13 protein-coding genes are annotated in these 18,698 nt (G+C 72.2%); 12 read left to right on the top strand and 1 reads right to left on the bottom strand.

The features are described from left to right. Nucleotides 1-13 precede the first annotated feature (13 nt). From POF73_RS08690 to paaE, 12 genes are all read left to right on the top strand, one after another. Nucleotides 14-349, top strand: a complete 336-nt coding sequence (locus POF73_RS08690) for a hypothetical protein (protein ID WP_272113951.1) — start codon at nucleotides 14-16, stop codon at nucleotides 347-349. Then, nucleotides 346-744: a GPW/gp25 family protein gene (locus POF73_RS08685; RefSeq protein ID WP_272113950.1), complete on the top strand. Its 399-nt coding sequence runs from the start codon at nucleotides 346-348 to the stop codon at nucleotides 742-744. The genes POF73_RS08690 and POF73_RS08685 overlap by 4 nt, the downstream gene beginning before the upstream one ends. Then, nucleotides 741-3,857 carry a putative baseplate assembly protein gene (locus POF73_RS08680; RefSeq protein ID WP_272113949.1) on the top strand — a complete coding sequence of 1,039 codons (3,117 nt, stop codon included), beginning with the start codon at nucleotides 741-743 and terminating at the stop codon, nucleotides 3,855-3,857. The genes POF73_RS08685 and POF73_RS08680 overlap by 4 nt, the downstream gene beginning before the upstream one ends. Continuing rightward, nucleotides 3,854-7,711, top strand: coding sequence for a putative baseplate assembly protein (locus tag POF73_RS08675; protein WP_272113948.1), 3,858 nt, complete (start codon nucleotides 3,854-3,856; stop codon nucleotides 7,709-7,711). Before POF73_RS08680 ends, POF73_RS08675 begins: the two co-directional genes overlap by 4 nt. After that, the gene (locus POF73_RS08670; protein WP_272113947.1) at nucleotides 7,711-9,906 is read left to right on the top strand and encodes a hypothetical protein; all 2,196 of its coding nucleotides are present in this window, start codon (nucleotides 7,711-7,713) and stop codon (nucleotides 9,904-9,906) included. The genes POF73_RS08675 and POF73_RS08670 overlap by 1 nt, the downstream gene beginning before the upstream one ends. A 75-nt stretch (nucleotides 9,907-9,981) precedes the next feature. Next, nucleotides 9,982-11,538: a DUF6519 domain-containing protein gene (locus POF73_RS08665; RefSeq protein WP_272113946.1), complete on the top strand. Its 1,557-nt coding sequence runs from the start codon at nucleotides 9,982-9,984 to the stop codon at nucleotides 11,536-11,538. Further along, entirely contained in the window at nucleotides 11,538-12,425 is an 888-nt protein-coding gene (locus POF73_RS08660; RefSeq protein ID WP_272113945.1) for a peptidoglycan-binding protein, read from the top strand. Before POF73_RS08665 ends, POF73_RS08660 begins: the two co-directional genes overlap by 1 nt. Before the next feature lie 143 nt (nucleotides 12,426-12,568). Continuing rightward, entirely contained in the window at nucleotides 12,569-13,516 is a 948-nt protein-coding gene (paaA, locus tag POF73_RS08655; protein ID WP_272113944.1) for a 1,2-phenylacetyl-CoA epoxidase subunit PaaA, read from the top strand. Further along, nucleotides 13,513-13,830, top strand: coding sequence for a 1,2-phenylacetyl-CoA epoxidase subunit PaaB (gene paaB, locus POF73_RS08650; protein WP_272113943.1), 318 nt, complete (start codon nucleotides 13,513-13,515; stop codon nucleotides 13,828-13,830). Before paaA ends, paaB begins: the two co-directional genes overlap by 4 nt. 10 nt (nucleotides 13,831-13,840) lie before the next feature. Further along, nucleotides 13,841-14,668, top strand: coding sequence for a 1,2-phenylacetyl-CoA epoxidase subunit PaaC (paaC, locus tag POF73_RS08645; RefSeq protein ID WP_272113942.1), 828 nt, complete (start codon nucleotides 13,841-13,843; stop codon nucleotides 14,666-14,668). Beyond that, nucleotides 14,662-15,171 (top strand): 1,2-phenylacetyl-CoA epoxidase subunit PaaD, encoded by a 510-nt coding sequence (gene paaD, locus POF73_RS08640; RefSeq protein ID WP_272113941.1) that lies wholly within the window; start codon nucleotides 14,662-14,664, stop codon nucleotides 15,169-15,171. Before paaC ends, paaD begins: the two co-directional genes overlap by 7 nt. Continuing rightward, nucleotides 15,172-16,287, top strand: coding sequence for a 1,2-phenylacetyl-CoA epoxidase subunit PaaE (paaE, locus tag POF73_RS08635; protein WP_272113940.1), 1,116 nt, complete (start codon nucleotides 15,172-15,174; stop codon nucleotides 16,285-16,287). 103 nt (nucleotides 16,288-16,390) lie between these two features. On the opposite strand, the gene POF73_RS08630 is transcribed toward paaE, so the two are convergent. Then, nucleotides 16,391-18,556: a TerD family protein gene (locus POF73_RS08630; protein WP_272113939.1), complete on the bottom strand. Its 2,166-nt coding sequence runs from the start codon at nucleotides 18,554-18,556 to the stop codon at nucleotides 16,391-16,393. Between the last annotated feature and the right edge of the window lie 142 nt (nucleotides 18,557-18,698).

Below are 18,698 nucleotides of genomic sequence, written 5' to 3'. Positions count from 1 at the left end.
GGGACCTGAGAACATGCCCGGGAGTCTGCTCGACGCCGACACCGTGATCGGCTGTCCGCACGGCGGCCGCGCCGCGCCCGCCACCACACCCTCCGGCGGCGTACGCAGCGCGGGCGCCGCCGTCGCCACGGCCGCCCACAGCCACGTCGTCACCGGCTGCCCGCACACCGTCGACGGCGTCCCCTCGCCGTGTGTGGCGGTCCGCTGGACCGCCGACGGCACCGGCGTGACCGTCGACGGCGCGCCCGTGCTGCTCGACACCTCCGCGGCCCAGTGCTTCACCGCGGCCTTCGTGCCGCAGGGACCGCCCGTCGTCCAGGCCGCGCAGCGAAAGGTCACCGTTCGATGAGCCGGCACACCAGCAGGCGCCCCCGCCCGCGCAGCGACATCGCGTTCCCCTTCCACCCCGACCGCCGGGGCCGCACCGCGCACGCCACCCACGGCGAGCACGTGCACGACCTCATCGAGCAGCTCCTGTTCACCAGCCCCGGCGAGCGCATGATGCGTCCCGACTTCGGGTGCGGGCTGCTCGACCTGGTCTTCGCGCCGACCAGCCCCGAGCTCGTCAGCACCCTCGAACTCTCCGTCCAGGCCTCGCTCCAGCGCTGGCTCGGCGATCTCATCGACGTGGAGGCCCTCGACGTGGTCAGCGAGGACAACGTCGTCCGTGTGTACCTGTCGTACGTCATACGCGCCGACGGTGCGCGGCGCGACGACGTCTTCGAAGGGAGGGCCACGGCATGACAGGTACGACCACCACCTCCCGCCGGGCCAAGGTCCGTGCCGCTCAGCTCAACGGAGTCGACTCCGTCGAGGTGAGTGACGACGGCCTGCTGCTCACCGTCACCTTCCTCGGCAAGGCCCCGCACGGCCTGGTCCCCGAGAACGTCCGCATCGACGGCGGCCGCCGCATCACCGGCATCACCGCCGTGGACGTCAGCGTGGAGCGCGAGGAGGACCCCGAGCTCGACGACCGGCTCTACGTCACCCTCGACAAGGCCGGCGACACCTCCCGCTACCGGCTTTCCCTGGTCGAGACCGACCCGTACGGCCGCCCCGGCACCGAGCCCTTCCGCGGCTTCGACCAGCGCTACCACAGCGCCGGCTTCGCCTTCCGGCCCGACTGCCCGACCCCCTTCGACTGCAAGGAAGACGGGCAGGACGGCGCCGACTTCCCGTCCGCGCCCGTCATCGACTACACCGCCCGCGACTACGACACCATCCGCAAGCTGCTCCTCGACCGGCTCGCGCTCACCACCCCGGACTGGGTCGAACGCAACCCCGCCGACCTGGGAATGACCCTGGTCGAGCTGCTCGCCCACACCGGCGACCAGATCAGCTACCAGCAGGACGCGGTCGCCACCGAGGCCTATCTCGACACCGCCCGGCGCCGTGTCTCCGTACGGCGGCATGTCCGGCTCATCGACTACGCGATGCACGACGGCTGCACGGCGCGCGCCTACGTCGCCGTCGAGACCGCCGGTGACCACACGCTGGCCCCGGGCACCTACCGCTTCGCCTCCGTCGACGTCCGAACCCTCGACCCGCACGACCGCCCCGAGCCCGGCACGGTCGTCGACGAGGCCGACCTCGGCGACCTCGACGAGCGCGGCTCGGTGGAGGTCTTCGAACCCGTCGTCACCGCCGACCCGCTGGAGCTGCGCGTCGCCCACAACGCGATCCGCCTGTGGACGTGGGGCGGCGAGGTCTGCACCCTGCCGAAGGGCGCCACCGCGGCCACCCTGCGCGACGAGTGGGTCGACCAGGAGACCTGCCGGGAACGCCAACTCGACCTCAGGCCCGGTGACCTGCTCGTCCTGGAAGAGGTCAGGGGCCCGCGCACCGGCACCCCCGGCGACGCCGACCCCGGCCACCGGCAGGCCGTACGCATCACCTCCGTCACCCCGGCCGTGGACCGCATCGAGGACCAGCCGGTCCTGGAGGTCACCTGGGACGCCGGGGACGCCCTGCGCTTCCCGCTCTGCCTGACCACGCGCGGCGGCCGCGACTGTCTGCCCGTCGAGGACGTGAGCCTCGCCCGCGGCAACGTCGTCCTCGTCGACCACGGCCGCACGCTCCACACTCTTCCCGAGACCTTCACCGTCCCGCAGGTGCCCGCCGAGGTCGCCCCCTGCGATCCTCCCGCCTTCGGCTGCTACGACCGTGACGAGGGCAACGCACCCGCCCGGCTCATCAACTCCCTCACGGACAAGGCCGAGTCCGGCGAGGCGCTGGCACCGGACGACGTCCGTGAGCTGTTCCAGGTGGTCGGTGAAGCGGCGGTCAACCGCGCCGGAATCGGTCTGGAACGCGCCGGCCAGCGGCATGAGCGCGTAGTGCCCGGCACCGCGTACGCCCAGGCCGCCGCCTTGCGCACGCTGCTCGCCCAGTCGGTCTACCCGGGAATCCAGCCCCGGTTCCGTCCCGTCCTCGGCCGCGCGCCCGTGGTGCAGGCGGTGCCGTTCCCGGACCTCGGCACCGTCGCTGCCGGACAGGCCGAGCGGATCGGCGCGATTCCGGGGCGGGTGCGGCAACGGCTCGTGGAGCTATGGCGCAGCGCCCGGGACCGGGACGGCCTCGCGGACGCCGAGATCGCCGAACTCGCGGTGATCTACGGACTGCGGATCCTGGAGCGCATCGAGCTGCGCCGCCATCCCGTCCGCGCCCTGCGTGAACTCCTGTTCCGCAGCGACCAGTTGCTCGACGCCAAGCTGCGCCGGATCGAGGTCCTGACGGCGCGCGCCCGCGCCGGCACCGTCCTCGACGGCGACATCGCCTGGGAGATCGCCCACAGCTGGGGGCCGTCGTACGCCGCCGGACTGCACCCCGAGGAAACGGTGCTGCGCGGCCCCGCGACCGCCGCGCTCGACCAGGACCCGCGTCGCGCCCTGCCCGCCGTACGCCTCCATACCGGCGAGGACGAAGTCTGGGAGGCGCGCCGCGACCTGCTCGACGGCGGCCCGCGCGACCGGCACTTCGTCGGTGAGCTGGAGGACGACGGCCGGCTCGCCCTGCGCTTCGGCGACGGACGGCACGGCGCGAAGCCCACGCCCGGGTCCCGGCTCGCCGCCCACTACCGGCTCGGCGGCGGAACGGCCGGCAACGTCGGCGCGGAGGCCATCAACCACCTCGTCGTCCAGTCCGACTGCGAGCAGCCGCCCGCCGCCGTGGTCCGCAACCCGCTGGCCGCCGTAGGCGGCACGGAACCCGAACCCGTCGAGCAGGTACGCCAGTTGGCCCCGCTCGACCTGCGCCGCACCCGGCTGCGCGCGGTCACCGCCGAGGACTACGCGGCCCTCGCCGCCGCCCTGCCCGGCGTCCAGCGCGCGGCGGCGGAGCTGCGCTGGACCGGCAGCGTCCAGGAGGCGCACGTCTCGGTCGACGCGTACGGCACCGCCGCCCCGTCGGTCGAGCTGCTCACCTCGGTCGCGCAGGCGCTGGAGCCGTACCGGCGGATCGGCCACGACCTCGTGGTCGGCGCCGCACGTCTGGTCCCGCTGGACATCGCGCTGACCGTGTGCGCCAAGCCGGGCCATCAGCACGGGCAGATCCTGGCCGAGCTGTACCGCGTCCTGGGCAACGGCCGGCTCGCCGACGGGCGCCTGGGCTTCTTCCACCCCGACGCGCTGACCTTCGGCGAACCGGTGCGGCTCAGCCGGCTGGTCGCCGTCGCGGCGGCCGTGTCCGGCGTGGAGAGCGTCGAAGTCACCCGGCTGCGGAAGCTGTTCGAGCCGGACCGAGGAGAGAGGGAGGACGGCGTGCTGCGGCTCGGCCCGCTGGAGATCGCTACCTGCGACAACGACCCGGACCGGCCGGAGAACGGTCGGCTGGCGATCTCGCTCGGAGGTGCCCGATGACGCAGACCCCCATGACCGAGGGCACGTTCATCGACGACTGCGGCTGCGGCGGCTCCTGCCACGGCGGCCACGACGAGCGCCTCGCCCCGGCCCCCGTGCACAACCCGCCCGGCCGCACGGCGCTCGACTACCGCGTCGGCGAGTACGGCTCCTTCCGGGCCGCACTGCTGGACCGCCTCGCCTCACCGGCGTACCCGGCACTCAACGGCCTGACCGTGCGCACCCCGGACGACCCGGCGATCGGCCTGCTCGACGCCACCGCCGTCCTCGGCGACCTGCTCACTTTCCACTCCGAGCGGATCGCCGACGAGGCGTACATCCGCACCGCCAACGAGCACCGGTCCCTGGTGCTGCTCGGTCGGCTCGTCGGGCACCGGCCGCGGCCCGGTGTCGCCGCCGCGACGCATCTGGCGTACACCCTGGAGCGCGACCCGCGCGCCGAGGCGCTGCCGGTGCTGATTCCGCGCGGTGCGCGTAGCCACAGCGTGCCGGCTTCCGCCGATGAGCAGTCCCTCACCTTTGAGACCAGCCGTGACCTCACGGCCCGCTGGGACTGGAACGAGCTGAAGGTACGCCGCCGGCGCCCCTCCCTCGTTACGCCCGAGGACCTGGAGCGCCGCTCGGAGCTCTTCGTCGAAGGCACCGCGAACTCCCTCCAGACCGGCGACCAGCTGCTCTTCGTCTTCGGTGAACAGGCGGGCGGCGAGCGCAAGTTGCTGCCGGTCGCGAAGGCGCGGGTCGACCGGGAGGACGAGATCACGGCGATCTCCCTGCCGAAGTCTGCGCCGCCCACACTGAAGGAGCTTGTCGACGAGGTGCGGCGCTGGACCGCCGACCCCGCGGTGCCGGGTGAGCCCGGCGACGAGCCGCCGACGCCCGAGGTGCCGAACCCTCGGCCCGTCAGCCGGCTGATCGAGGACTTCGAGGATCAGGTTCTCGCGCCGCTGCGGGGGGATCTCGATGGGATCAAGAGTCCTGAGCGGTTTGCGGCGCGGCTTGCGGAGCCGGTTGCGCGTCTTGGCGAGGCTCAGGTGTTGGCCGAGCCGTATGAGGATGTCGCTGCCTGGTTGGAGCAGTTGGAGGCGGTGCTGGCGGAACTGGCGGTGCGTGCCTTGGAGTTGGCACCGGCGCAGACGGAAGAGACAGGTAGTCGGTCGTCTGCTGCTGCGTTGGGGCTGGTCGCGCAGTTCCCCGCGCCCCTGAAAAGGAGGGGCGATGCGCGTGCTGCTGCTCTAGAAGCTCTCGGCGCTGTGCTTCCCGCCCTGCGTGGCTCCGCACCTGCCCCGCGTGGTGGTGCCGGCCAGCAGCTTCCGGGCAGCGACACCGCCCGCCTGCTCTCCGCCCTCAACCCCACTCTCGGCACCCTCTACCCCGCCTGGCGCACCGCCGCCGCCCCCAGCACCCCCCAACTCCTGCGCGAACTGCTCGCCATGCGGGTCACCGCCGCTCCCTTCGGTGCCACGGCCCCGCTCAAGCCGGTCCAGGACGACCGCGGGCGGGTCATCCGCACCGCCGACTGGCCGCTCACCGGGGCCGTCCTGGTCAGCATGCGCGTCGTGTACGACCCGGCGGGCCGGACGCAGGTCCGGGCCGAGTTCCAGTACGTCGAGGGCAGCAACTCCGACCAGCGGGCCGAGAACCTGCCCGTCGCCCAGCCGGTCCGGTTCGACCTCGGCGCGGGCAAGGTCGACCTGTCCGGGGTCGGCGCGCAGGACCGCGAAGTGCACTGGCTGGGCCGCCGCGCCGCGGACGCCCAGGAGGTGGGGGTGCGGGCCCGGCTGCATTCGGGCCTGCCCGAGCAGACCCTGTTCGTGTCCGGGCCGGACGACGACGGACTCGTCCATGTGAAGGTCGGCGACGCCGCGCCGGTCGCCCTGCGCCCGGGCGACAACAAGCCCCTCCACCTCGGCGAGTACGAGATCAGCCTCCGGTACACCGTGGGCAGCACCGAGCCCAACGTCGAGGTCGCGATCGCCAGCAAGCCGGAGCCGCTCAACCGCCGCGTCCTCCAGCTGGACACGGTGCACGCCGGCATCACCGTCGGCAGCTGGGTCGCGGTCCGGCGTCCCGCCAAGGGTGCCGAGAACGGCATCCCCGGCGACAAGAAGCTCGCGTTCGTCACCACCCAGGTCGTCGCGGCGCGTACGGCGGCGTACAACAACTACGGCATCACCGGCCGGGGCACCGAACTCACCCTCGCCGACCCGTGGCTGGACGAGTTCGACGTCCTGCTGTCGCACATCCGTGACACGACCGTCCACGCGGCCGGCGAGCCGCTGCGCCTGGCCGACGAACCGCTCGGCGAGGACGTGCACGGCAACGAGATCGAACTGGCCGAGCTGTACGACGGGTTGCGGCCCGGGCGCACGCTCATCGTGGGCGGCGAGCGCAGTGACATCCCGGGGACCAGGGGCGTGCGGGCCACCGAGGTCGTCACGATCGCCGCCGCCGACCCGGCCGTCGACCCCCAGCTGCCCGGCGACCACGTCCACACCCGTCTGACCCTGACCGCCGACCTCGCTCACCGCTACCGCCGCGAAACGGTCAGGATCCTGGGCAACGTCGTCGAGGCCACCCACGGCGAGAGCCGCGAGGAGGCCATCGGCAGCGGCGACTCGGACCGGGTGAACCAGACGTTCGCACTGTGGCAGTCCCCGCTGACCTGGCTCGCGGACGACAACCCTCCCCCAGCCTTCGGCCGGGGGTACCCCCATCTCGCTTCGCTCGGCGCCACCCCGGTGCTGGAGATCCGGGTCGACGGCGTCCAGTGGCACGAGGTCGACAGCCTCGCGGGACGCGGCCCCGGCGAGCGGGTCTACATCACCGGCTCCACCGCCGACGGCCGTACGACGGTGACCTTCGGCGACGGCATCAACGGCGCCCGGCTGCCCTCCGGCCACGAGAACATCCGCGCCCGCTACCGCTTCGGCACCGGCAAGGCCGCCAACGTCGCCGCCGACCGCGTCACCCAGCCCCTCACCCGGCCGCTCGGCGTCACCCAGGTGACCAACCCGCGCCCGGCGAAGGGCGGCGCGGACGCGGACGGCCCAGGCCTGACCCGCCGTACGATCCCGCTCGCCGTGTCGGCGCTGGACCGGCTGGTGTCTGAGTCCGACTACGAGGACTTCGCCCGCTCCCGCGCCGGAATCGGACGGGCCGCCGCGCGTGAACTCTTCGACGGACGGCGCCGGGTGCTGCACGTGACGGTCGCGGGCACGGACGACGTGCCGATCGACGGCGACTCGGACACGCTCAGGGCCCTGCGCGGCGCGCTCACCGAGTACGGGGACATGAACCTGCCCGTCCGGGTGGACGTGCGCGAGCTGGTCCTGCTGCTGATCGCCGCCAAGGTGAAGGTCGCTCCCGACCATGCCTGGGAGGTCGTGGAGCCGCGGCTGCGTCTGGCCATGCTGCGCCGACTCGGCTACGAGGGACGGGAGTTGGGCCGCCCGGCCCGGCTCTCGGACGTCCTCGCCACGGCCCACTCCGTGCCCGGCGTCGACTACGTGGACGTCGACGTCTTCACCGGCGTCCCCGCGTCCGCCACCCCCGAGGAACTCACCGGCATCCTCACCGACCCCGGCCCGCCCAGGGCCTCGGTCCCGGCGCACCCGGCGACGTACGACGAGAAGACCCACACGGTCCGCGCCGCGAACGGCGAGACCCTGTCGGAGATCTGCGCCAGGTACGGCGTCCCGCTCGCCGAACTCCTGCGCCTCAACCCCGACATCACCGACACCCGGCGCCTGGCGAAGGGCCGTTCGGTGTTCGTCTTCCGCGGTATCCGCCCGGCCCAGCTCGCGATGCTGTCGCCGAAGGCCGCGGACACCCTGATTCTGACGGAGGTCAAGTGATGGCCGCGCATTCAGCGGATGTTGAGTTGGAGGCCGCGGCCCCGGTGACCACCTCCAGGGAACCCGACGGTCTGGCCGCGCTGCTGCCCCGCTGGCATCTGCTGCGCGACGCCGAGGAGGGCGAACCGCTGCGCGCGCTGCTCGCGGTGATCACCGAGCAGCTCGACCGGGTCCGTGACGGGGTCCAGCAGGGCTACGAGGACCTGTTCGTGGAGACGGCCGCGCCCTGGGTGCTGCCGTACCTCGGCGACCTCGTCGGCTACCGCACCCTGCCCGGCTACGAGCGGGTCCTCACCACCGGCCTGCACGAGGGTGGCCGCGCCGCCCTCGCCGAGGCCGTCGCCCCGCGCGCAGACGTCGCCGCCACCGTGGCCAACCGCCGCCGCAAGGGCACCCTCCACCTCCTGGAGGAACTCTCCGACCAGGTCACCGGCTGGCCCGCCCGCGCCGTCGAGCTGTCCCGGCAGGTCTCCCACACGCAGCCCGTGAAGCTGTACGGCGACACCGGCGTCCACCGCGGCGGGCGCGGCCGGCTCGTGGACCTGCGCGACAGCTCCGCCCTCGACCTGGCGGGCGGCCCCTTCGGCGCGATGGCCCGGACGGTCGACGTACGCCGTGCCAACTCCCGCCACAGGCAAGGGGGTTGGACGCCCGCCGGAGTCGCCCTGTTCGTCTGGCGGCTGAAGGCGCACTCGCTCACGCAGTCCCCGGCGTACTGCATCGACCGCGCCCGCAACCTCTACACCTTCTCGATCCTGGGCAACGACACCCCGCTGGTCACGAAGCCGTTCCCGGAGCCGTCGCCCACGCACATCGCGACGATCGACAACGTCCCGGCGTTCATCACGCGTCGCCAGCTGCACGACCGGCTCACCGACTACTACGGCCCCGGCAAGAGCCTGGTCATCCGGCGCGACGGCGAGGATCAGCCGGTGCCGCCGTCCGACATCGTGGTCGCCGACCTGTCCGAGTGGCGCTACCGGCCGCGGCGCGGGCAGGTCGCCGTGGACCCGGAGCTCGGGCGGATCGCGTTCGGGTCACGGTCGGCCCCCCGGCAGGGCGTGTGGGTGGACTACCACTACGCGTTCGGCGCGGACATGGGCGGCGGCGAGTACGACCGCCCCGACCGCGAGCCGCGTCCCGAGGCGGACGTCTACCGGGTCGGGCCCGGGCAGCAGTACCGGCAGATCATGGACGCCTACCGGGCCTGGCAGCACGACCGCCGGGCCGAGCGGACCGGCCCCGACGGCATCATCGAGATCACGCACAGCGGCGCCTACCAGGAGCAGCTGGACTTCGACCTCGACCCCGGCGACCGCCTGGAAGTCCGGGCCGCCGAGGGCACCCGGCCGGTGATACGGCTGCTCGACTGGTACAGCAACCGCCCCGACGCCCTCAACATCCGCGCGGTGTCCGAGGACTGCGCCCCGCACGAGCGTCCGCGCCTTGTCCTCGACGGCCTGCTGGTCGCCGGACGCGGCATCAACGTCACCGGCCCCATGGGCGCCGTCGTCGTACGGCACTCCACACTCGTGCCCGGCTGGTCGCTGGAGCCCGAGTGCGAGCCGCACTCGCCGGAGGAGCCCAGCATCGTGCTGGAACGCACCACCGCGTGCCTCCAGATCGAGCACAGCATCCTCGGCACCATCGAGGTCATCGGCGACGAGGTGAGCGAGGAACCCCTCGACATCCACCTGCGCGACAGCATCCTCGACGCCACCGGCCCCGGCCGCGAGGCCCTGTCCGCGCCGGACTGCCGCCATGCCCACGCGGTGCTGCATCTGCACCGCACCACGGTGATCGGCGAGATCTACACCCATGCCGTGGAGATCGCCGAGAACTCGGTCCTCACCGGTCGCCTCCACGTGGCCCGGCGCGGCGTCGGCTGCATCAGGTACTCGTATGTGCCGCCCGGCTCGCGCACCCCGCGCCGGTACCGCTGCCAGCCCGACCTGGCCGGGCCCGAACAGGCCGGTCGGGTACGGCCGTTGTTCACCTCCGAGCGCTACGGGACACCCTGGTACGGGCTGCTCGCCGACCGGTGCGCCGAGGAGATCCGACGCGGTTCGGACGACGGCGCCGAGATGGGCGCCTTCCACGACCTGTACCGGCCGCAGCGCGAGGACGGCCTCAGGGCACGGCTCGCGGAGTACACCCCGGCGGGTACCGACGCCGGGATCTTCTTCGTGACGTGAGGCGGGACATGAGCCAAGACATGCGCGCCGCCGTAAGCCCTACCCGCACTTTCCTGAACCAGGGGGACCCCTTTCATGCACGCTGATCTCTCCCGCCTCACGTTCCGCCCGCAGCGGCGCTACTCGGCGGTCATCGCCCAGCAGGGGCGCGTCCAGCTCGACGCCGACCTCAACGAGCAGACCGCGATCCAGCTGCACCAGGCCCGCACCCTCGCCGCCGACCTGATCGGCCGGCACGGCGGGCCGCGCGACGCCGCGGGCTTCAAGATCCAGTACGTCGGTGGCAAGCACGACATCGACACGCTCCACATCCACGGCGGCCGCTACTACGTCGACGGCATCCTGCTCGACGCGACCCGCCCCGCGCCCGGTGTGCCGGTCCCGGACGAGGACGCCGAGGACTCCGCGGAGCAGGACACCGCCGCCCCGCCCGCGTACTGGACGTACTGGGACCAGCCCGACGGCTTCCGCGACCCGGAGAAGCCCGGCGACCGGCTGCCCTCGCCCGCCACATCGCCGTTCGTGGTCTACGTGAGCGTGTGGGAGCGTGCCGTCTCCGCCGCCGAGGACCCGGCGCTGCGTGAGGTCGCGCTCGGCGCCGCGATGCCGGACACCGCCGCCCGCGTGAAGGTCGTCTGGCAGGTGCTGCCGCTGTCGCTGGCCGCGCTGGAGATCGAGGACGGCAACCCGTCCAAGGAGGTCGTCCGGGCCGCCTTCGACAAGTGGGCGCAGAAGCAGGCCACACCCACCGCGCGACTCGCCGCCCGCAGTGAGCGGCCCGACCACGCCGACGAGGACCCCTGCCTGGTCAAGCCGAACGCCCGTTACCGCGGGCAGGAGAACCAGCTGTACCGCGTCGAGGTGCACGCGGGCGGCGAGGTCAGGGACGCCACCTTCAAGTGGTCCCGCGAGAACGGCTCGGTGGTCTTCCCGGTCGACGAACTCGACGGCACCTGGGTGCAGTTGGCGTCCCTCGGCCACGACGACAAGCTGGACCTGGACGTCGGCGACCACGTGGAGCTCGTCGACACCGCGTACGCCTCCCGCCTGGAGCCCCTGCCGCTGCTGCGGGTCGAGGAGCTGGACCTGCCGGGCCGCCGAGTCCGGCTGAGCGCCGAGCCCGACCAGTCCGTCGGCCGGCTGCCCCACCTCAACCCGTACCTGCGCCGCTGGGACCACCACGAGGGACCGAAGCGCAAGGGCCGTACGACCGCCCTCAAGGGCGGCGCCGTGCCCGTCACGGAGGGGGAGTGGCTGCCGCTGGAGGACGGCGTCGAGGTGTACTTCGCCAAGGGCGCCTCCTACCGCACCGGCGACCACTGGATCATCCCCGCCCGCACCGCCACCGGCGGCGTCGAGTGGCCCGCCGACACGGCCCGGCGCCCGCTCCTCCAGGGCCCGGCCGGCATCGTCCGCGGCTTCGCGCCGCTGGCCCTGGTCAAGGGCGAGGACGGCACCGTCGATCTGCGCCTCGCCTTCAGCCCGCTGGCCAGCAGCATCCCGGCTGCCGACGAGGCGACGCTCGCCGCGGAGGAGCAGGCGCGCCGTGAGGAGCAGCTGGCGGAGGACCCGTCGGGCGGGAGGTCGCAGACCACGGCGGATGCGGAGGCTGCGGCGGAGGGAGACGAGTAATGGCCAAGCCCCTGAGCGCGTCCAAGTTGGTGGAGATACTCCGCGCGGAGGGTCTCACGGTCCACGAGGTCCGCAGCTGGCGCACCCACAACCGCAACAGCAAGGGCCCCTGGGGCCCGGTGAACGGCGTGATGATCCACCACACCGTCACCAAGGGCACCGAGAACTCGGTGAACATCTGCTACAACGGCTACTCCGGCCTGCCCGGCCCCCTCTGCCACGGTGTCATCGACAAGGAGGGCCACGTCCACCTCGTCGGCAACGGCCGCGCCAACCACGCCGGTCTCGGCGACAGCGACGTCCTGCGCGCCGTGATCAACGAGTCCAGGCTGCCGCACGACAACGAGGCCGACACCGACGGCAACGCGCACTTCTACGGCTTCGAGTGCATCAACCTCGGTGACGGGAGGGACCCCTGGCCCGAGGCGCAGAAGGAGGCCATCGAGAAGGTCTCCGCCGCGATCTGCCGGCACTACGGCTGGAGCGAGCGCTCGGTCATCGGGCACAAGGAGTGGCAGCCGGGCAAGCAGGACCCGCGCGGCTTCACCATGGACGGCATGCGGGCGCGCATCGCCCAGCGGCTGAAGGGCGGCGGGGGAGGCGACCCCGAGCCGGATCCCAAGCCCGCGCCCAAGCCGAAGCTGGAGCCCTTCCCGGGCAGCGGCTTCTTCCACGTCGGCCAGAAGTCCCCGATCATCACCGCGATGGGACGCCGCCTGGTCGCCGAGGGGTGCGGCCGCTACGAGGAGGGCCCGAGCCCCGAGTGGACCGAGGCCGACCGCCGCTCCTACGCCGCCTGGCAGCACAAGCTCGGCTTCAAGGGCAAGGACGCGGACGGCATCCCCGGCAAGGTCAGCTGGGACAGGCTCAAGGTGCCCAACGTGTGACGGTTTCTCCCCGCCGCAGAACGGCCCAGGTACCCCTCGGGGGTGTCCTGGGCCGTCTTCGTGCACGTCAAGGGTCTTGCCCGGGCACCGGAAACAGGTCACACTAAGACCGAACGAATGGTCGGTTGGGAAGCTGGTTATCGATGACGGAGCAGCTGCAGGAGCACTTCGAGGCGACGATCTCGCGCGACCAGCGGATCGAGCCGCGTGACTGGATGCCGGACGGCTACCGCAAGACGCTGATCCGGCAGATCGCACAGCACGCCCACTCGGAGATCATCGGCATGCAGCCGGAGGGGGAGTGGATCACCAAGGCGCCGTCCCTGCGCCGCAAGGCGATCCTCTTCGCCAAGGTGCAGGACGAGGCCGGACACGGGCTGTACCTGTACTCGGCCGCGGAGACCCTGGGCACCGACCGCGCCGACCTCACCGACCGGCTGATCGAGGGCCGCCAGAAGTACTCGTCGATCTTCAACTACCCGACCGTGAACTTCGCCGACGTCGGGGTGATCGGCTGGTTCGTGGACGGCGCCGCGATCTGCAACCAGGTACCGCTGTGCCGCAGCTCGTACGGGCCGTACGCGCGCGCGATGGTGCGGATCTGCAAGGAGGAGTCGTTCCATCAGCGGCAGGGCTATGAGCTGCTGATGACGATGATGCGCGGCACCGAGGCCCAGCGCGAGATGGTGCAGGACGCCGTGAACCGCTGGTGGTGGCCCTCGCTGATGATGTTCGGCCCGCCCGACGACGCCTCGCCCAACTCGGCGCAGTCGATGGCCTGGAAGATCAAGCGGCACAGCAACGACGAACTGCGCCGGCGCTTCGTCGACATGACCGTCCCGCAGGCCGAGAAGCTCGGCGTGACGCTCCCCGATCCGGAGCTGCGCTGGAACGCCGAGCGCGGCCACCACGACTTCGGCACCCCCGACTGGGACGAGCTGATGCGGGTCATCAAGGGCGCCGGGCCGTGCAACGCCCAGCGGATGGAACGGCGCAGGAGCGCCCACGAGGAGGGCGCCTGGGTGCGGGAGGCGGCCACCGCCCACGCGGCCAAGCAGGCCGCCCGCGCGGAGAAGGGAGCGGTGGCATGAGCACCGAGAAGTCGTCCGAGAGGCCCTCCGACAAGCAGGGGTGGCCGCTGTACGAGGTGTTCGTGCGCGGCAAGCGCGGGCTGAACCACGTCCATGTGGGCTCACTGCACGCCGCCGACGACCGGATGGCACTCACCCACGCCCGGGACCTGTACACGCGGCGCAACGAGGGCGTGTCGATCTGGGTGGTCCGCTCCGAGCACATCACCGCCTCCACCCGCGACGAGAAGGACCCCTTCTTCGAGCCGAGCGCCGACAAGGTCTACCGCCATCCGACCTTCTACGACATCCCCGACGACGTCCCGCACATCTGAAGGAGAGGGCATGAGTGACGACCACGTCTACCTGACCCTCGCCGAGGGACACGAGGACGACTCCCGCTGGGCCTACGGCACCGGCTTCGAGGACCCGCTGCACGGCGTGGACACGACCGTCCCCGAGGGCATCGACGCCGCCGAACTGGCCGCCCTCTGCGTCGCGTTGGCCGACGACGCGCTGATCTCGGCCCAGCGCCTGGGCGAATGGGTCACCCGCGCCCCCGAGCTGGAGGAGGAGGTGGCCCTGGCCAACATCGGCCTCGACCTGCTCGGCCAGGCCCGCCTGCTCTACTCCCGGGCCGGCCAGGCCGACGGCACCGGACGCGACGAGGACGCCTACGCCTACTTCCGCGACGCCGGCGACTTCCGCAACGTACGCCTCGCCGAACTGCCCAACGGCGACTTCGCGTTCTCCATCGTGCGGCTGCTGGTGCTCTCCAGCTGGCGCCTCGCGCACTTCGAGCGGCTCGCGTCACACCCGGACCCCGTGCTCGCGGCGATCGCCACGAAGGGCGTCAAGGAGCTGGCCTACCACCGGCAGTACGCGGCGGAGTGGGCGGTGCGCCTGGGCGACGGCACACCGGAGTCGCACCGCCGGATGCGCCGGGCGCAGGAGCAGGTGGCGCCGTATCTGGGCGAGTTGTTCACGGCGTTCGACGTACGCGACGAGGTCGTCGCCGTCCTGCGACAGGTCACCGAGGCGGCCGGACTGCCCATGCCGGTGTACCGGCCGATCCCCGGCTCCGGCCGCGACGGCGAGCACACCGAGCATCTCGCCCCGCTGCTGGCCGAGTTGCAGGGCGTGGCCCGCGCCCACCCGGAGGCGACATGGTGACCACCCTGCTCGACGCCCGGCGCGCCCGGCACATCGCCGCGACCGTGCCGGACCCGGAGCTGCCCATGCTCACCCTGGCCGACCTGGGCGTCCTGCGGGGTGTGGAGCTCACCGAGGACGGCACGGTGGTCGCGAGCCTCACCCCGACCTACTCCGGATGCCCGGCCATGGCCGAGATGCGGGCGGACGTGGCGGCGCGGCTGCGGGACGCCGGGTACGCGCGCGTGGAGATCCGTACCGTCCTCGATCCGCCGTGGACCAGCGACTGGATCACCGCGGCCGGCCGCCGCAAGCTCGCCGAGCACGGCATCGCCCCGCCCGGTCCCGCACCGCGCGGCGGCCCCGTCGCGCTGGTGCTGTCACCCACCCGGCACGCGGTGACCTGCCCCCGCTGCGGCTCGGCGGACACCGAGGAGACCTCACGCTTCGCCGCCACCTCCTGCAAGGCGCTGTGGCGCTGCCGCGCCTGCCGTGAGCCGTTCGAGTACGTCAAGGAGATCTGAATGGAAGGCCTCACCGAAGCACAGACGGCCGCCGCGGTACGCCCGCGCACCCGCCGCCGTCCGGCCTTCCACACCCTGCGCGTCGCCGCCGTACAGCCGCTGTGTGCGGACGCGGCCGCCGTGAGCTTCGACATCCCGGCAGAGCTGGCCGAGGAGTTCGCCTTCGAGCCGGGTCAGTCGCTGACGGTGCGGCGCGAGTGGGACGGGCGGGACGAGCGGCGGTCGTACTCGATCTGCTCGCCGGTCGGGACGAGTCCGCGCATCGGCGTACGGGTCGTGCCCGGCGGACTGTTCTCGTCGTGGCTGGTGAATGACGTACGCCCCGGCGACCTCGTCGAGGTGATGGCCCCCACCGGCGCCTTCACCCCCGATCTCAGCACGCCCGGCCACCATGTGCTGATCGCCGCGGGCTCCGGCATCACCCCGATGATGTCCATCGCCGAGTCCGTCCTGGCCGCCGACTCCCGCTCGACGGTCACGCTCTTCTACGGCAACCGCCGCAGCGACACGGTGATGTTCGCCGACGAGCTCGCGGACCTCAAGGACCTCTACCCGACCCGGTTCCAGCTCGCCCACGTGCTCTCCCGGGAACCCCGTGAGGCCGAGGTGCTCTCCGGCCGGATCGACGCCGAACGGCTCGCTACGCTCGTCGAGGCGCTGGTCGACGTACGCGGTGCCGACCACTGGTGGCTGTGCGGCCCGCACGGCATGGTCCGGGACGCGCAAGGGGTGCTGGCGGGGCTCGGGGTCCCGGACGAGCGGGTCCACCAGGAGCTGTTCTACGCCGACGACGAGCCCGTGCGCGAGGTGCACCACGAGGAGGGCGGCCCGCAGGGGCCCGTCAGCCAGGTCACCATCACCCTCGACGGACGTTCCACGACCGCGGCCCTGCCGAGGGAGCGGACCATCCTCGACGGCGCCCAGCGCACCCGCCCCGACCTGCCGTTCGCCTGCAAGGGCGGCGTCTGCGGCACCTGCCGGGCCCTGGTCACCGATGGCAAGGCGGACATGCGGCGCAACTTCGCGCTGGAGCCGGCCGAGGTGGACGCGGGTTACGTGCTGACCTGCCAGTCGTACCCGGTGTCGGAGACGCTGACGGTGGACTACGACAGCTGACCCGGCGGAAAGAAGCTGAGTGGCGAGGAAAGCGAAAGGGCTAATTCAAGGAGGTTGTGAGAAGGAAGCCCCTTCATGGCCTCGCCACGTCAGACGCTATCAGTCACGCCGGGATCAGGTCGCGCATATTTTCGGGGGTCACGACCCGCGAGTCAGGGTGCAGTCCGTCGGGACGCTGCAGACCGATGTAGGTCACGGGCCCATCCGGGACCGTCTTGCCGTCCCACAGGGTCGTCGTCGTGGCGTCCATCAGACCGGTGAGGTACCGGATCGTCAGTTGCTCACGCTCCACGATGCCGCGCAGCAGCGTCGCCACCGACACCTGGTTCCCCTCGACCTGGTTGGCGGTGGGGCTGCCCTTCAGGTACAGGTGCAGCCACTTGGCACTCCACCGCCCGTCGGCACCGCGCCGGAAGGCCAGCGGTAGCGCCACCCGGCCGGGACCGCGCAGCTCCGACTTCATCCGCACGGTACGAGCCTCGAACGGACGCCCCTGCTGCTCGCCCTCGCGCAGCATGAACCCGAAGAACGACTCCTCGACGTCCTCGAAGCCCTCCCCGGAGTACAGGTTCACCTGCGGCACCACGAAGGTGCCGCGCACCGCGCCCAGCCGCAGGTTGATGAACTCCGAGGCCCCGTCGGGCGCTTCGGTGATGTCGCCGGAGTGCTCGCCCTCCAGCTCACCGAGGTTGGTGTACGACAGCCAGGACACGGTCTGGTAGTCGGCGTCCAGCATCAGCGCCGACAGGTCGTAGTCGGTGTCGCGGCTCTTCTGCTTCCAGTACACGAAGAAACGCAGCAGCTCACCGTCGACCGGCGACACCGAGCCGCGTGGCAGCACACCGAGCCCGGACGAGACCGCCTTGCCGCTGAGCGGCAGCGCGACGTCCAGGACGTCCGGATCGATCAGCAGATGTCCCGGAGCCGCCAGCCGGCGCCGCAACTCCGCGTCGAGCGCGGCGATCAGGCGTTCCCGCTCGGCCGGCAGCACGGGCGGGCGGGTGTCCCCGGTGACCCAGGCGCTGCCGAGACGGTTGACGAAGACCCGGCGCTCGCCGGTGTCCCCGGCCCGGTTGTGCAGATGCTCGCGCACCGACAGCACGACCCGCCCCGCGACCTGCGGAACGACCTCCTCGGCGGCGGACACGACCGCATCCCGCTCCTCCTGCGTGAGCGCCATGCGCAGCAGCCGGTCCAGCACGCGGAACAGCTTGCCCGGCGCGGACTTCAGCAGTTTCACCGCGCCGGTGATGTCGTGCATGCCGAGCAGTTCCTCGACCAGGCTGTCGAAGGAACGCGCCCGCTTCTCGCCCCGGGCGACCGCGAACACGTCGGCGGCGTGCGGCCACTGCGGGTGCTCGTGCGGGTGCAGCCGCTCGCCGAGCCGCTTCCACTCCTCACGGTGTGCGTGGACGTCCGCGAGCTTGGCCGGCGCGGCGGCGACCACCGAGTCGAGACCCGCCAGCAGAACGCGGCGCACCGGCCGGGACAGCCCCCGGAACCGCGTCGGCTCCAGCAGCGTCACGTCACCGCCCGACAACGCGCAGGCCAGCCGCAGCACATCGGTGACCGTGTCAAGGAGCGGCTCCGAACCGGCCCGCAGCCGGGCCCGGTTGATCACCGCACGGTTCTCCCGGACCGGGATCACCTCGGGCTGCGGCCCGTCCACGCACGCCTCGGCGAGCACCTCCAGATCACGCAGGGTGTCCTCGCCGAGCGGAGTGGTGCTGCCCGCCAACGCCAGGTACAGGGCGGTGACTTCGGCCTCGGCCTCGGCACCCCCGTGCAGCACCGTCAACCGGTCGCCCGCCGCCGCGATCAGCTCCTCGTGGTGGCCGAGCATCTCGGCGTACGTGTGCTGGTAGCGGCCGTACGACGGCAGGGTCAGCAGGTTGACGACGCCCTCGCTCAGCTGCTCCAGAACGCCCGGGCGCGCCGCGTCGTCGGTGAGCGCCTCGGCGACGCAGCGCATCCAGAAGTCGTACGTGTCCGGCACATTGGCCGGGAAGTCGATGAAGTAGACGTTGTGCCGCACATGGTCGCCGACCATCTCGCGGACCGTGCCCAGGGTGCGCACGGCGGTGTCGACGACCGTGTGCTCGGACAGCCCCGACAGCCGGGTCAGCAGCTCCGCCGAGAGCTTGAAGCCCACGGACATCAACGCGGCGTCGAACTGCCGTGCCGCGACGGCGCCTTCCCCGGCGGGTCCCGCGGGGGTGGGGAGACGGTGGACGTGCCGGATGACCAGGGGTTCGAGACGGTGGACCATTCCGGGATGGTCCCAGACCCACACGTGCGTTCGCATGCGGGTTTTCGCCTCGGACAGGCCCCTTCCCGCACCCGTCGCACCGGCCGGATGTGCGGAAATTCGGCGGGTATCGTTCGCTGTTCGGCCGGGCATCGTTAGTTGG

This window comes from Streptomyces sp. HD (assembly GCF_028369295.1).
Lineage (GTDB): Bacteria > Actinomycetota > Actinomycetes > Streptomycetales > Streptomycetaceae > Streptomyces.
The sequence above is the reverse complement of the archived record's forward strand: the minus strand, read 5'-3'. Positions and strand labels throughout refer to the sequence as shown.